The organism is Crassaminicella thermophila (assembly GCF_008152325.1).
In the GTDB taxonomy this organism is placed as follows: domain Bacteria; phylum Bacillota; class Clostridia; order Peptostreptococcales; family Thermotaleaceae; genus Crassaminicella_A; species Crassaminicella_A thermophila.
Map to the genome: position 1 here is coordinate 2,559,431 of NZ_CP042243.1, position 15,332 is coordinate 2,574,762.

Consider the following 15,332-nt stretch of genomic DNA (forward strand, 5'->3'; position numbering starts at 1 on the left):
TTTATTATTTTTAGTTATTGCGAGTTTATTTTATTAGCTAACCTGTCATATTTAATTAATTTCTCTTTTTATTTTTTCTATATCTTCTTTACTTAATTCTGATGCCTTTATAATTTTTTCAATATCTACTCCTAATAGCAATAAATTCCTTACCATTTCTTTCTTTCCTTGCTGGATTCCTTGCTGGATCCCCTTTTTTTCTCTATGCTTAAATTCTTCTTCTAGCTTTCTTCCTAAATTACTCACCATATCATCCACCTCCATTTCTGATACTTCTGTCAGTAATTTATATATATTATCTCTTTTATCTCCTTCAAATCTATTCTTAAATATATTTAATAGCCAACTCCTAAATGACTTTTCCTGCTCCTTTGTCGCATTACTTCTTATTATTCTCCCTATTAACTTAAGTCTTTTTATTATTTCTTCTATTTCTACATCTTGATCTAATAAAAATACACTACTTACTACATTTGCTATCTTAAGTAATTCTTCTTTATCCATTCTATTTACATCGAATAATAAATATTTAAAGTCTACAACATTTTCTTCGAATAATTCATATCCATTTAATATTTCTTTAAAACTTCTCACTGCTGTCCATCTATTTTTTCCATTATATAGTACTATAGGTACTATTACTGGTAATCTATACTTTTTTCTCTTCTTTATATTTTCTTCTGTATTTTTAAGCTCATCTCTCCATATCTCTGTCATATACATCAAAAGCCTTATTGGCATTCTAAAGTCTACTCTCGATTGTAACTCTAATAATACATAAAATATTATGTCTTTTCCATCTATATTCACTTTATATACTATATCCGCTTCTTCCTCTTTAAAGTCTTCTTGTATAAATTCTTTGTCTATTAGTATTAAATTTTCTTCTTCTATTAAGTCTACCCATTCTTTTTTTACAAAACTTCTTAAAAAATCTATGAAATTCTTTTTATGCGAAAGTATATGCTTATATCCTAAATCATGTTCATTATATAACTTCTTATCTTTTTCCATCTAATCACCATCTTCTTTGGTATATTCTTATTATACCATACAAATAAGCCCTCTCAACATTTTGTCAAAAGTATGACAGGGCAAAGAACCATCCCCTGTCACATGAATAATCATTAAAATAATTACAAATTATATTTACATCTAATATATAAGGAGGGAAATACTATGCCAAGATATAGTCGCATACTTAGTAATAAAGGTATATACCACATTATGATTCGGGGTAATGAAAGAAAAAATATTTTCAATGACGATGAAGACAAAATCAAATTTTTAAGTATTTTAAAAGATAAAAAAAAGAACAAGAATTTATACTCTATGCATATTGTTTGATGGATAACCATGTACATCTACTTATTAAGGAAAATACTAATGATATTTCAAAATGTATGATGTTTATGATAATCTAAAATTACCCTAGTAAAATCATTGGAAAATTCCCTAGAGGAAATATAAAATAACCCTATGATACTTCATAGGGAGGATAAGGGAATGATTACGTTAGTGCAAAAACAAGAAATTATCTTATCGCATTTTAGAGAAGGGAAATCTCAATGGCAAATTCACAGAGATACTGGAATTGCAAGAAAAACTATCAGAAAATATATCACAGAATATGAAAAAAAGAAACATGATCTTCTTAATACTGATGATCATAGTAATGAAATCATTGCAGACATCGTATCACCACCTAAATATGATTCTAGTAATAGAACTAAAAGAAAATTAACCAAAGACATAATAGAAAGGATTGATTTTTTCTTAAAAGAAAATGAGATAAAAAAAGCAACAGGCAGAAGCAAACAACAAAAGAAAAAAATCGATATACATGAATGTCTAGTAGAAGAAGGTTATGATATAAGCTATTCTACTGTAAATAGATATATTCGATCAAAACTAGAAGAAGGTAAAGAAGCTTATATAAGACAAGAATACCAACTAGGAGAAATTTGTGAATTTGACTGGGGGTATATAAAACTAACAATCAATGGGCAACCAAAAACATTTCAAATGGCTGTATTTACTACTGCTAAAGGAAATTATAGATATGCAAATTTATATCATAATCAGAAGATGGAAAACTTCTTAGACGCTCATGTAAAATTTTTCAATCAGATTGAAGGTATCTATGCAACTATTGTATATGACAATATGAAAGTTGCTGTAAAAAAATTTATAAACAAAAGTGAAAAAGAACATACTGATGATCTTCTTAAACTATCTCTTTACTATGGATTTAAATATCGATTTTGTAATACCCGCAAGGGTAATGAAAAGGGGCACGTTGAAAGAAGTGTTGAATATATAAGAAGAAAGGTCTATGGTAAAAAAGATGATTTTAGAGATCTTGAAGAAGCTAATAACTATCTTGCAATGGAACTTGAAAAACTTAACTCTAAAAAATCTAAGCATAATGGAAATAAAAGTCCGAAGGAATTATTGAATGAAGAAAAACCACATTTGCTTAAATCATTGCCTAGTTATGATATAGCTAGAACATGCGAACTTAGAGTAAATAAATATTCTGTAATAAGTATTGATGAGAACAAGTATTCAGTGCCAGATTTTTTAGTTGGTAGATTTGTATTTGTAAAAATATATCCTGAAAAAATATTTATTTATCATAACAACACATTGGTATCAGAGCATCAAAGAAATTATAGAAATCATACGTAGAACATTAAAATTGAACATTATATAAATACAATAAAAAAGAAGCCTGGGGCACTTCATTCAAGCACTGCACTGCAACAAATGAATCCCTCGCTTCAAACGATATATCATAAGTATTATACCGAAAATCCGAAGGATTTTGTAGAGCTTCTTGAATTAATTAGTCAAAAAAGTTTAGAAAAAATTCTATCTGCAATTAAAGAACTTGAGAATCTAAGCCCTACGGGCGTTAATACTGAAAAGATAAAAATGTTATGCAATAGGAATGACGATATATTTACCATAAAAAATGATGAAAGGACTACAGAGATAGAAGAAAAATCAAAGCTAATATTAAGTGAATACGGCAATCTTGTAAAAAATTCATGTGTAGCCTTTCACGAGGAGGCTAAAATCATATGAATAAAAAAGATATCCATAAGAAGATAACTTTGTTTTTCAAAAGAACTTAAGCTACCATACATTTCAAAATACTTTAAAGAAGATATTACTGAAGCAAATATAAAAAACAAGATACACGATGAGTTTTTATATGATTTGCTTGAAAAAGAATATGATTTACGAAAAGAAAATGGTCGAAAAAGTAGGATTAGAAAGGCTAAATTTCCCTATAAGAAATATATTGAGGATTTAATGATAGATGATCTTCCAGAAGATGCTAGAAAGAAAGTTAAGATATTTTCATCTTTAGAATTTATTAATACAGGTCAGAATATTATTTTAGCAGGTAACCCTGGAACAGGTAAAACACATATGGCTATAGGATTAGGAATAAAAGCTTGTAATGCGGGATATAACGTGCTATTTACAACGATTCCCTTATTAGTAAATCAATTAAAGGAAAGTAGATCAGAAAAAACTCTACGAGCATTTGAAAACAGATTTGAGAAATATGATTTAATTATTGCTGATGAATTAGGCTATATCTCTTTTGATAAGGAGGCTTCAGAACTACTTTTTGCCTATCTATCGTTAAGAGCTGGTAGAAAATCAACAATAATAACTACAAATCTTTCTTTTGAAAGATGGGATGAGATATTTAAAGATCCTGTGATGACAGCAGCAATGATTGATAGGCTAACTCATAAATCATACATAGTGAATATGAATGGCAATTCCTATAGATTAAAAGAGACAAAATTATGGCTTGAAAGCCAATAATTTTTTAACTCCGCTAGGGGAAAATTCAATGAGTATTTAGGGATTTTTTCAGTTGACAAATACACTTCCTAAGATTAGATAAAAAAGGCATTTTAACTATCTAGTGCCAAAAACCAATAAATCTATAAATTTTTAAACTTATAACTCTAAGCATAAAGTATGTGTTGAAATGAATAGCACATAACACATAATTTATAGACAGTTTGTTAGAAACATTCAAACTGTCGTAACATTACCAGAATGTTAATGAGCAAAAGTACCTTCATTTGAAGGTACTTTAATAATATGTATTATTATCAAGTTGATTGACATAGCTATAAAATAAATACTGTCTTTTAATGGGATGGATATTATATTTTTAATTCTATAGGTTAATCTCTATTATTAAATTTTAAATTATCAAATTCTTCTTTAGGTAGTTTTGATGCAGATGATTTATTATCTCTAGCATCAATAAATATGGGAGTTACTTTTATATTATATTTCAAATTAATTTCTTTAGCTAAAACTTTTATTTTTTCAACTTTTTTAAACTCTGAATCCTCATTAATTATAACTAAGTAATAAGACTCATAAATTTCGCCAGATTTCATATATTGCACAGTTTGTATCTCTAAACCATGAATCAAATCTGAATTACTAGCCAATTTAACCTCAATCAGTACTCTAAACTTATTACCATATGAAATCTTAAAATCTACTGGTCCTCTCCCAGTATCTATCTCTGGAGATAAATCTAAATTCTTTGCTTTACAGTGTATCTCCGCTATAATCCAAAAATAATATTGACTACTTTTTTCTTTCTTTGCCGAACTATTATTATCATTTTTAAGGAGTTTGTATCCTTTTTTATTCTCAATGTAATGTCTAAAATCATTGATAATATATTCTATTTCTTTATCGAATTCTTCTTTTTTCTTTTCCCTAAATGTAAGCACTTTACTCTCTTCAGTATTTGAATACATTAAAACTTTTTGTTTAATTTTTAGATATTCTTCTTTAATATCTTCTGGCATTAATTCCATATAATAATCTAAATCAACATAAAAAATTGCTTGAAAAATATGAGGGTTTTTCTTATATAATTCAAAGTAGTTAGGTATACTAATAAAGTCCCAATCAAGATAAGCTTTTATCATTTTAATCACTTTAATTATTTATTAAAATTTTATCTTTTTAACCAATTATCTGTTACCTTATTAAAATCAATATCATTTGATGGCTCTTTTATCCAATTTCTAAAAAATTCTGGGTCATCACTATCTGGCTTAGGATTGACTTCATTTATTCTAACCAAAACAGGACTTCTAACCGCATCGCCCATAATTATTGCATGTCTCTGTGGTAATACAGAGAGCTGATTTAAAATATCTTCATTTGCTGATGATACTATTTTATTAATATACCTTTGGTCTTCAGGGTTCTGTAGCCTATGTACAATAAATGTATTACATTGAGATAGAATTGTCCTTGAAAGCTCTGATGGTCTTTGAGAAGAAATAACTAATGATAGACCATATTTTCTTCCCTCTCTAGCAATTCTTTGGAATATTTTTTTTGAAATAGAAATTCTATCTTTATTTTCATCTATTTCTGGGATATAATTTTGAGCCTCTTCAAGAACCAAAACAATAGGTAGTTTTCCTCTTTTGTCTTTATATTCTTTAACCTTCTCTATTCTTTGAAGAAACTCTAATATTAATCTTGCAATTAGTCCTGTAATATTCTCCAACACTTCATAGGGTAAAAGTGACATATCTAAAATTGATATTTGACTAATATTATTTGAATTAGATATGTTTTTATATTCTCCTTCTTCCTTTTGAAACTTATATTTTGTAAAAATGTTTTCTTCCTTTAACTCATTATCATCTAAACTTAAAACACCTACTAAATATTTTAGAAAAATTGCTAATGAATTATTAAAATCCTTTTCCTTTAGCATAAAAGGAATATTAAATCTATCATCAGCATAGAAACTACTCAATCTCATCTTTAAACTTGATAAATATTCTTTATATTTTGATTTTGACTCACCTATATCATCTATTGCTGCATCAATATAAGTATTAATAATTTCAATAAAGTTAAAGTACCCAGGAATATCTATATTTGTTTCATTTCTTAGCTCCTTTTTGTTTTCAGCTTCGACTGCAATATAGTCCTCTTCTCTTTTACTAATAAGATTCTCTAAAACTTGACTTAGTGTTTCAAAATCTAAAGGTCCGTTTACATATTTCCCGTTTTGCCTCAATTTGCTTTTGCACTCTAACAACTTCTCAAAATCTTCTGAGTATTTACTCTTTAGTTTCTTTGCATTCTCTGAATGTAAAGGAAGTTCATGATATATATAATTTTTTAATTTAAAGTCTCCATTATCAATATTTATTGAATTTATTAGATTAATTATATTATCAACTTGCATCCCTATTAAAGTTTCAGTTATATTAATTTCTTTTTTAGTATCTTCACCTGATGTAAAATCAGTATTTGATTTTGCAATTGCAATAGCTTTCTTTAGTATTGGTGACTGTGTTTGTTCAGATGGTTTAAATAAATAATCAAAATCATTGTAATTCATAAACCAAAATGGAACCCTTATCCCATCTTTATCTATCTTAAAAGTGTTTACCCTGTTATTTAAGTCTGGATTATCAAAGGTAAAAGCTTTACTATATTCTCCATTTGTATCAAAAACTATTATGTGTGCATTCTTAATATATTCACTTTTAATTGTGTTGCCTTCCTTATATCTGTACTTTGTCTTAAAAACAGTTTGGAGTATACTACTGATTGTACACGATTTCCCAGAACCTGTGTTTCCAAGGATAGCTGCATGCTTTCCGAAAAACTTGTCAGGGTTTATCTTAATATCAAAGTCAAAAAAAGCAGGAGATTTTCCAATTGGTAAGAAATAATCTTTCTTAAAATCTATCAACTCATCCTCTAAGGATTGGTCAAAAATTATCTCTAGTTCTTCCTTCATAATATACCAAACTGGATTATCTAGAATTGGAAAATTGTAAACTCCTTGGACATAATTATCGGAACTGTCAATGGTACCTATCATCGTTGCAATAAGATATCTTTTAGATTTTGGTAATGAAATTGAATTTGAAGACAGTTCTAATTCTGTTTCATCACTTATTCTAACTTTTGTTATCAAAGCAACTATTCTTTCAGAACCAATAGGTAAAATAACATATGAGTTAATTCTTGCAATCTCATAGATATCTTGATATCCACTCTTATATAAACTTTTAATGTCATTGTCTAATTCAACAGTAACCCTAAAACTATCTACATTGATAACTCTTCCTATGCTCCTTTCGAACATGACACATCTTCCTCTCCAATGCCACTCTCATACAATTTCCTTAAAGTACTAGTGACTTTTTCTCTCATTTCTATTTCGTGAAAATTAGGCATTATGTCTGTAGCAAAAGATTTAAAGTCTCCTAAATATTCTCCTTGTAGTATTATTATCCTTGGATCTTTTAGGTCTTTAAGTCTATCTATTTCAGGATTTTTTGTTCCTAAATAATCTATAACTACAAGAGTAAAGCTTGGAATGGAAAGAGCTTGATATATTATATCATTTATATGTTCATCGCAAAAACTATATCCTATACAGAATAATACAGATTGAGATTGAGTTATTGTTGCAGCAAACTGCCTAAACAATTCAGAATAAGGGAAATCTAAAGTGTATTCTTTTTTACATGAAGTTGGATATATAATTAAGTTACCTGCTAGCTCTAGATTGTTTCTGATTAAATCTATTGGCTTTTCAACTAATCCATATTGATTGAAGGTATCTAATTTATCCTGTAGCCATGAAATTGAACCGTGTAATTTAAAATATCTAATTACTCTTTCAACTCTTCTAACCTTACCCTCTGTAGTTGTTCCTGGATAATATATATCATAATCATATGATTCTGGCTTAAATGTTCTTTTATGAAATCCTGTAAAACCATCTATGTATTGTACTCCTAATTCATCAAAGCTATTTTCAAAAGCTAAATCATAATTTGTTGTAAATATGTTTACCCTTTTTAAGTTAAGTGGTCTTTGTAGTAATGCTTTTATCAACTTCTTGTGATAATAATATTTCCCATTATCTTGCATAATCTGTTTTATATTTGGATTAGATTTTGCAAACCGGTTTTCTTCTAATGAAATACTATCTAAATCACATAATTTAAACAGTTCTTGCTTTATTATTTTAATTAGCATATCTAATTTTTCAATATCTTCTTTTTCTTTTAATTCATCACATATATGAACTTTCTTAGACTTTTCTAGTACGAATTTCAATCCTAATAGATAATTTAAGAATTGCTCTAAAGGTATATTTATTTCTTCATCTTTAGTTCTACTAACAATATCAACAGCACTAAACTGCTTAATAAGATTATTAAACAATTTTTTAATATTTGTATCCTCATTAATCTTATCTTCTATTTGTTTTGGTATCTGTCTAATAGAGATAGAGCCAAGATGAATTGAACTACCAGCTCCAAATAAAAAACTTACATTATCTAACTGTAAATAATTTTTTAAATATAGTCTGATTTTATCTGTAATTTTTTTAAATTCTTCTTGTTTATCTTCATAACCTTTGGTTTTAATACATTCAACACATTCTTCTTTACCAATTGATTTGCAAAAATCTTTTAGCCAGTCTTTACCTCCGACATAGAAATTGCTTTTGCAAAGTTTTTCAATTCCATCATTAGTAATATTAATGCACATACTATCCCTCCATTCAGCACATAATATTTACTTATTCGATTTAATTACATAATTTTCCTTGTTTTTGTAAAACTTTGTTATTAAATATCAATTTGTGTCCATTTACATCTAATATATATAAAAAGATAAATTAATTAATCTTAAATAATAATATTTATTACCTATATTGTACTAATAGATTTCATGAAATAGTAAAAAGGTTCAGTTGTACACTCAAAAAAACTCCTCCTAACTTCAAACCACCCTCAACCCCAGTCCTCTTCTCCCTTTCACACTATTCTCCTTAAAACTTAATAATAAAAAAATCCTCCTAAAGTCCCTTATATCTTAACCCTGTTTTTACCAAATCTGGAGTTCAAAAATGATAAAGAAGTCGTCATAAAATATAGGATAAGTTTAAAGAATTAAGGGGTAAGGATTGCTTCTTTTTCTCCTTATTCTTTAATCCTTTTTCTAGTCTCTAAATCTATTTAATCCATCTATTTATCTTTTATATTTAAGTATTTTAAAGACTTTGAAGGCTTTTAAATTTTCTTTTTCTATTTTATTTTCTATATAATAATCTATCTAGTTCTTCTATTTTATCTTCTCTTTTTCTTTTCTATTTCTGTTATCCATAAATAAAAAAATCATAATTCTAATGCTCAAAACTGGCATTGAATCATGATTTTTTATGACAACTTTTTATTATTATTAGGTCAAGTTTTTTATTAGTTAGGATGAGTTTTTTATTGTTGTACATCAGTCATTAATATCTATGACTGAACCTTTTTACCTTATTCATTCGACACATTTTTTTAATATATAGATTATTAAAAAGAAAATGAGCCAAGTAAAAATGAGTTTTTTTGTTTCTCATTATTATTTGACTCATTAAATCTTTTTTTCAATCAAATACCAACAAATAGTTTGAATTTTTTACATAAATATATTCTGTCCGACCTTTTTTCACAACTACATTTATTTTACTAGCTCATTTTTTCTTTTAGTCAAACTTTTTTTCAAATAATCAAACTTTTTTTCAATTCGACACACATTTGTTATCTAAAATACATACCCCTACTCCACAGTAACTGACTTTGCAAGATTTTTTGGCTTATCTACATCACAACCCCTTGCCACTGCTATATAATATGCTAGTATTTGTAGTGGAATCACACTTAATATTGGTGTAAGCTCATCTAATGTATCTGGTATATAAATTACTTTGTCTGCTGATTTTTCAATTTCTTTATTGCCCTTCTTAGCAACACCAATTACATATGCTCCTCTTGCACGTACTTCTTGAATATTTGAAAGCATCTTATCATAAAGCTTATCCTGAGTTGCTAGTGCTACAACAAGTCTTCCTTCTTCAATAAGAGCGATTGTTCCATGCTTTAGCTCTCCTGCTGCAATAGCTTCTGAATGAATATATGATATTTCTTTTAATTTTAATGATCCTTCATATGCAACAGTTACATCTAATCCCCTACCGATATAAAATACATTTTCATTGTTAAATTGTTCATCTGCTAACTGTTGAATAGTTTCATGATCATCTAAAATTGCTTGAATCTTATCTGGCATCTCTTTTAATTCTTTAATGTAAGCTTTGTATTGTTCCTCTGTTAGTGTTCCTTTTGTCATTGCCATATGCAGTGACAAAAGATACATAGATATAAGCTGAGTTGTATATGCTTTTGTTGATGCTACTGCAATTTCTGGTCCTGCCCAAGTATAGAATACATCATCTGATTCTCTTGCTACAGAAGAACCCACCACGTTAACGACTGATAAAATTCTTGCACCTTTTCTTTTCGCTTCTCTAAGTGCTGCTAAAGTATCTAAGGTTTCTCCTGATTGACTTACTGCAATGAATAGTGTATTTTCATCTACAAATGGATCTCTATATCGAAACTCTGATGCCACTTCTACATCCACTGGAATTTTTGCAAATTTTTCAATAGCATATTTCCCTACTAATCCTGCATGATATGCAGTACCACAAGCTACAATATATACTTTATTGATTTTATCTAAATCTTCTTTTGTAATTTTAATTCCATCAAGTACAATATTATCTTCCTTATCTAGTCTTCTGTGTAGTGTTTCATATACTCCTCTTGGCTGCTCGTTGATTTCTTTCATCATAAAATGCGCATATCCTTCTTTTTCTGCTGCTTCTGCATCCCAAGTCACTTTAAATACATCTCTTTTTACTTCTTGTCTTAACTCATTAAATATTTTTACACCTTCTTTTGTAAGCAATACTACCTCATCATTTTCAATCAAGTATATATCTCTTGTATACTTTAATAAGGCTGGAATATCAGATGCAATAAAATTTTCATTTTCTCCAAGACCTACTATAAGTGGACTATCCTTTCTTACAGCTACAATTTTGTCTGGTTCATCTTTACAGATTACACCTATTGCATAAGCTCCTTCCATTTTATCAATTGCTTTATATACTGCATCTAGTAAGTCTCCATCATAAAAATAATCAATCAAATGAGCAATTACTTCAGAGTCTGTTTCTGATTGAAAATGATCGCCATTTACTTCTATTAACCATTCTTTTAGTTTCATATAATTTTCAATAATTCCATTGTGAATAAGCGCAATACTTCCAGAACAGTTTGTATGAGGATGTGAATTTCGATCGGATGGCTCTCCATGTGTTGCCCATCTTGTATGCCCAATCCCTAATGTTCCTTTTATCGTTTCTTTTTGTAAGTTTTCTTCTAATATACTGATTCTTCCTTTAAATTTTCTAACCTTTATTTCATCTTGATCAAATATAGCAACTCCAGCTGAGTCATATCCTCTATATTCAAGTTTTGACAATCCCTCTATCAATATAGGTGCTACCTCTTTTTCTCCAATGTATCCAACAATTCCACACATATTTATATCTCCTCTCAAAATTATTTAATTTTCTCTGTTTTTGGCAATAAAATACCCTAGGTAGTACTTGATAAAAATTACTACCCTATTTACATATAATCCGAACAATTTGATATATTATCACCCGAGCCTATTTGTCCCCCCAATCACTTGGAAGTTTTGTAAGCTCTTTATCGGTGGTGATACACCGCAGGGCATCCGCCGAAAACTCGATAAACCCTGTCCTCGTCAACTTAAATCTTTTTTTCCGATTATGATTTAAGTTCTGGCGCTTTTGTTTTATTTTAAATTATCTATTCATACATTACCTATAACATCACCCCTTTCCACATTTTATGCTATATAAAAGAAAATAAACTGCAAGAGATTAGGAAAACACATCCAATCTCTTGCTAGAATTTATCCCTTTATTACAATTTATGCAATAAATTTTAGTTCTGTGATGTTATGCCAATCTTTCTTCGATTAGTTTTGCTAATCCTTCACTTAATACCTTTAATTGACTCTCATCCTTCCCTTCAATCATTACTCTTACAATTGGTTCTGTTCCTGAAGGCCTTATAAGTACCCTTCCTTCTCCATCCATTAGTTTTTCTAATTTTTCAATTTCTTCAGCAATAACTGGATCTTCCATATACTTTGATTTCTTATCATTACTTACCTTTGCATTTACTAAAACTTGAGGATAAGTAGTCATCATACTTGCTAACTTTGATACGGACTGATTTTTCTCCTTTACAACACTTAAAAACTGAAGCGCTGAAAGCAGTCCATCTCCTGTAGTATTATGCTCTAAAAATATGATGTGTCCCGATTGTTCTCCACCAAGGACATATCCTTCTTCTTTCATCTTCTCTAGTACGTATCTATCTCCTACTTTTGTTTTTACTACTTTGCATCCTTTCTTTTCTAATGCTTTCTCTAGTCCTATATTGCTCATAACCGTAGCCACTACTGTATCATGCGGAAGCTTTCCTTTTTCTTTTAAGCTACTTCCACATATTGTAAGGATCTTGTCCCCATCTACAATTTGCCCTTTTTCATCTACCGCAATAAGTCTGTCAGCATCTCCATCAAAAGCTAACCCTACATCAGCACCCCAATCGAGAACAAGCCTTTGTACTTCTTCAGGATGTGTAGATCCACAATTTAGATTAATATTAAATCCATCTGGCTTATGGTGAATAATTTTTATTTCAGCGCCCAATGCAGATAATACAGAAGGAGCTGCTACATAAGATGCCCCATTGGCACAATCAACAGCAATCTTCATCCCTCTTAAATCTACATCTATTGTACTTTTTAAGAAGTTTGCATATTGCTTTATAGCATCATCAATTTCAATCTTTCTTCCAAGATCCTTTCCTGATGGATGAATGTCAATTTCTTTATCATTAAGTATCATATCTTCTATCTTCTCTTCAATTTCATCTGGCAATTTAAATCCATTTTTATTAAAAAACTTTATACCATTGTATTCAACTGGATTATGAGAAGCTGAAATAACAATTCCAGCATCTGCTTCATAATGACGTGTTAAATATGACACAGCAGGTGTTGGTACAACCCCTACACATAAACAATCTGATCCTGTTGACAATATTCCTGCAACTAATGCAGCTTCTAGCATATCTCCTGATATTCTTGTATCTTTCCCTATAACAATTTTTGCTTTTTTCTTTCCATTTGTAAGTATATAAGAACCAATTCTCCCTAGTTTATACGCTAAATCTGCCGTCAATTCTATGTTTGCAATACCTCTTACTCCATCAGTCCCAAACAACTTTCCCATCTGATTAGACTCCTCTCGTAATAGTCTATCACTTTTTCTTACTCTATTATATGTGTAAACATAAATAGTGAATCTATATTATTTTATCATATTTGAAAAGTCAATTCAATTTTACTACAAGCCTTTTTATTCCAATACTTCTAAATAATATATATAATTGAAAAATCACGCTCATAAACAAAGCTTTAGAGAAAACTAAGATTCATAATTTAGAAAAATCCTAACGCACCTAATCAAGACGTCCTGTCTTGTATGATGCTGGCTTAGCGTCCATGCTAAGCCTACGAATTTTTCTGAAATTCTTTATCAAGTTTTCTTTGCTAAAGCTTTGCAATTATTCGCTTTTATTTTTCAATTATAATAATTCTATTTTGTATACAGTCTAAGCATAAAAAAGATGGCTTTCGCCATCTTTTTTATGCTTTAATTTTAGGCCTTGATGAACTTCTCAACACCTTAATTCCTGAAACTGCAAGAACAATCGCAAGTACTAATAAGAATACTGCAAAGAATACAAGAATGTTATTTCCTTTTGCTAAATTGGCTTGTAATAATTGCCATAATGCAGTAATCGTAACTATAAACATAAACGTCATAGGAATTGCAAACATAATGTATTTTTTTCCACTATTTTTCAACCAAACAGCAATTGTAATAAGTGCTAATGCTGCAAGTAGTTGGTTTGCTGAACCAAATATTGGCCATATTGCTGTCCAGCTTCCTAATGCCAACCATCCCCCTAATACAACAGTAATACCTGTAGCTACAAAACGATTTGTTAGGAAAGATTGTTTTTCTTTCTCTGGATTTTCAAACATCTCTTGGAAAATAAATCTGCCAAGTCTTGTTCCTGTATCCAAACTTGTTAATGCAAATGCAGATACAGCAAGTGCAACAAAAGATTTTCCTATTTCATAAGGTATTCCAAACTTTGACATAAACACACCAATACCATCAGAAAATACATTGACAGGTCCACCTGCACCAGCTAATTCTGCAAACTTATCTTTTGTAATATAAGCAGCTGTGATAATAGCAATAACTGCCAATACACACTCAATTAACATTCCACCATACCCTACAGCTTTTGCATCTGCTTCACTATCCATTTGCTTTGAAGTTGTTCCTGATCCAACAAGTGAGTGGAAACCAGATATAGCACCACAGGCAACAACAACAAACAACATTGGGAAAAGCTTTAATCCATTGCTAGCTGTAAAGCCTGTAAATGCTGGTAGTTGAATAGTTGGTCTATAAAATACAAGTCCTAATACTGCACCAATTAACATTGCATATAATAAGAATGAGTTCAAATAATCTCTAGGTTGAAGTAATATCCATACAGGTGTAACAGATGCTATGAAAATATACCCTAACAAAATAGCAATCCATGCATTTTTACTAAGTACAAGAGGAAACATATTTCCTAGAACAATACATAAAAATAACAAAATAACTCCTATAACACTAGCAATACCGATTGGCGCTCCTTTTCTATATACAAAAAATCCAAATAATACTGCTAATATAATGAATAGAACAGACGCTGAAGCTGCAGCAGGTACACTTACAAATGTATTTGCAACTATATTTACAAATGCCGCAACAACCAATAAAAGTGTCAACCATGCAAATATAGAAAATAATCTTTTCATATTTCTTCCCATATTTGCTTCGATGATTTCGCCTATAGATCTACCATCATGTCTTATAGACGCAAACAAAGAACCAAAATCTTGCACTCCACCAAAGAAAATACCACCTATTAAAATCCAGAGCATTACTGGCACCCAACCAAATACAGCTGCTGCAATAGGACCTACAATAGGACCTGCTCCAGCAATCGATGCAAAGTGATGTCCTAGCAATACAGGTGCTTTTGCTGGTACATAATCTACTCCATCATTTTTTGTATGAGCAGGTGTCTTTCTTGTTGGGTCTACTCCCCACTGTTTTGCAAGCCAAGAACCATAAGTTACATAAGCAATACCGAAAATGATGATACTTACAAGAATTAACCATAATGAATTCATAATAATCCTCC

Annotated in this window: 9 protein-coding genes and 2 pseudogenes; 4 read left to right on the forward strand and 7 right to left on the reverse strand. The window is 29.6% G+C overall.

From position 1 onward, the window contains the following. Positions 1 to 51: 51 nt before the first annotated feature. Positions 52 to 1,014: an Rpn family recombination-promoting nuclease/putative transposase gene (locus FQB35_RS12870; RefSeq protein ID WP_148810310.1), complete on the reverse strand. Its 963-nt coding sequence runs from the start codon at positions 1,012 to 1,014 to the stop codon at positions 52 to 54. Between the two features lie 165 nt (positions 1,015 to 1,179). On the opposite strand from FQB35_RS12870, the gene FQB35_RS15955 reads away from it, so the two are divergent. From FQB35_RS15955 to istB, 4 genes and pseudogenes are all read left to right on the forward strand, one after another. After that, complete coding sequence (locus FQB35_RS15955) at positions 1,180 to 1,347, forward strand: hypothetical protein (RefSeq protein ID WP_168198353.1); 168 nt, start codon at positions 1,180 to 1,182, stop codon at positions 1,345 to 1,347. Next, the gene (locus tag FQB35_RS12875; protein WP_231701911.1) at positions 1,347 to 1,424 is read left to right on the forward strand and encodes a hypothetical protein; all 78 of its coding nucleotides are present in this window, start codon (positions 1,347 to 1,349) and stop codon (positions 1,422 to 1,424) included. The genes FQB35_RS15955 and FQB35_RS12875 overlap by 1 nt, the downstream gene beginning before the upstream one ends. Positions 1,425 to 1,506: 82 nt before the next feature. Next, positions 1,507 to 3,090, forward strand: a pseudogene (istA, locus tag FQB35_RS12880) (IS21 family transposase). Between the two features lie 51 nt (positions 3,091 to 3,141). Beyond that, a pseudogene (gene istB / locus FQB35_RS12885) lies at positions 3,142 to 3,849 on the forward strand (IS21-like element helper ATPase IstB); the annotation flags it as partial. A 371-nt stretch (positions 3,850 to 4,220) separates the two neighbouring features. On the opposite strand, the gene FQB35_RS12890 reads toward istB, so the two are convergent. From FQB35_RS12890 to FQB35_RS12915, 6 genes are all read right to left on the reverse strand, one after another. After that, on the reverse strand, positions 4,221 to 4,988 hold the full coding sequence (locus FQB35_RS12890; RefSeq protein ID WP_207707307.1) for a hypothetical protein: 768 nt from the start codon (positions 4,986 to 4,988) through the stop codon (positions 4,221 to 4,223). Positions 4,989 to 5,017: 29 nt separating this feature from the next. Beyond that, the gene (locus tag FQB35_RS12895; RefSeq protein WP_148810313.1) at positions 5,018 to 7,186 is read right to left on the reverse strand and encodes an ATP-binding protein; all 2,169 of its coding nucleotides are present in this window, start codon (positions 7,184 to 7,186) and stop codon (positions 5,018 to 5,020) included. Next, positions 7,168 to 8,607, reverse strand: a complete 1,440-nt coding sequence (locus tag FQB35_RS12900) for an SIR2 family protein (protein WP_148810314.1) — start codon at positions 8,605 to 8,607, stop codon at positions 7,168 to 7,170. Before FQB35_RS12900 ends, FQB35_RS12895 begins: the two co-directional genes overlap by 19 nt. Before the next feature lie 1,059 nt (positions 8,608 to 9,666). Then, positions 9,667 to 11,496, reverse strand: a complete 1,830-nt coding sequence (gene glmS / locus FQB35_RS12905) for a glutamine--fructose-6-phosphate transaminase (isomerizing) (RefSeq protein WP_148810315.1) — start codon at positions 11,494 to 11,496, stop codon at positions 9,667 to 9,669. A gap of 445 nt (positions 11,497 to 11,941) precedes the next feature. After that, a complete protein-coding gene (gene glmM / locus FQB35_RS12910) occupies positions 11,942 to 13,288 on the reverse strand; it encodes a phosphoglucosamine mutase (protein WP_148810316.1) in 1,347 nt (448 codons plus the stop codon). A gap of 416 nt (positions 13,289 to 13,704) precedes the next feature. After that, positions 13,705 to 15,321 carry a carbon starvation CstA family protein gene (locus tag FQB35_RS12915; protein WP_148810317.1) on the reverse strand — a complete coding sequence of 539 codons (1,617 nt, stop codon included), beginning with the start codon at positions 15,319 to 15,321 and terminating at the stop codon, positions 13,705 to 13,707. Between the last annotated feature and the right edge of the window lie 11 nt (positions 15,322 to 15,332).

Bases quoted from the DNA above. Each gene is read 5' to 3' on its own strand.
- FQB35_RS12870 (WP_148810310.1), bottom strand. From the start codon at position 1,014: ATGGAAAAAGATAAGAAGTTATATAATGAACATGATTTAGGATATAAG.
- FQB35_RS15955 (WP_168198353.1), top strand. From the start codon at position 1,180: ATGCCAAGATATAGTCGCATACTTAGTAATAAAGGTATATACCACATT.
- FQB35_RS12875 (WP_231701911.1), top strand. From the start codon at position 1,347: ATGGATAACCATGTACATCTACTTATTAAGGAAAATACTAATGATATT.
- FQB35_RS12890 (WP_207707307.1), bottom strand. From the start codon at position 4,988: ATGATAAAAGCTTATCTTGATTGGGACTTTATTAGTATACCTAACTAC.
- FQB35_RS12895 (WP_148810313.1), bottom strand. From the start codon at position 7,186: ATGTTCGAAAGGAGCATAGGAAGAGTTATCAATGTAGATAGTTTTAGG.
- FQB35_RS12900 (WP_148810314.1), bottom strand. From the start codon at position 8,607: ATGTGCATTAATATTACTAATGATGGAATTGAAAAACTTTGCAAAAGC.
- glmS (WP_148810315.1), bottom strand. From the start codon at position 11,496: ATGTGTGGAATTGTTGGATACATTGGAGAAAAAGAGGTAGCACCTATA.
- glmM (WP_148810316.1), bottom strand. From the start codon at position 13,288: ATGGGAAAGTTGTTTGGGACTGATGGAGTAAGAGGTATTGCAAACATA.
- FQB35_RS12915 (WP_148810317.1), bottom strand. From the start codon at position 15,321: ATGAATTCATTATGGTTAATTCTTGTAAGTATCATCATTTTCGGTATT.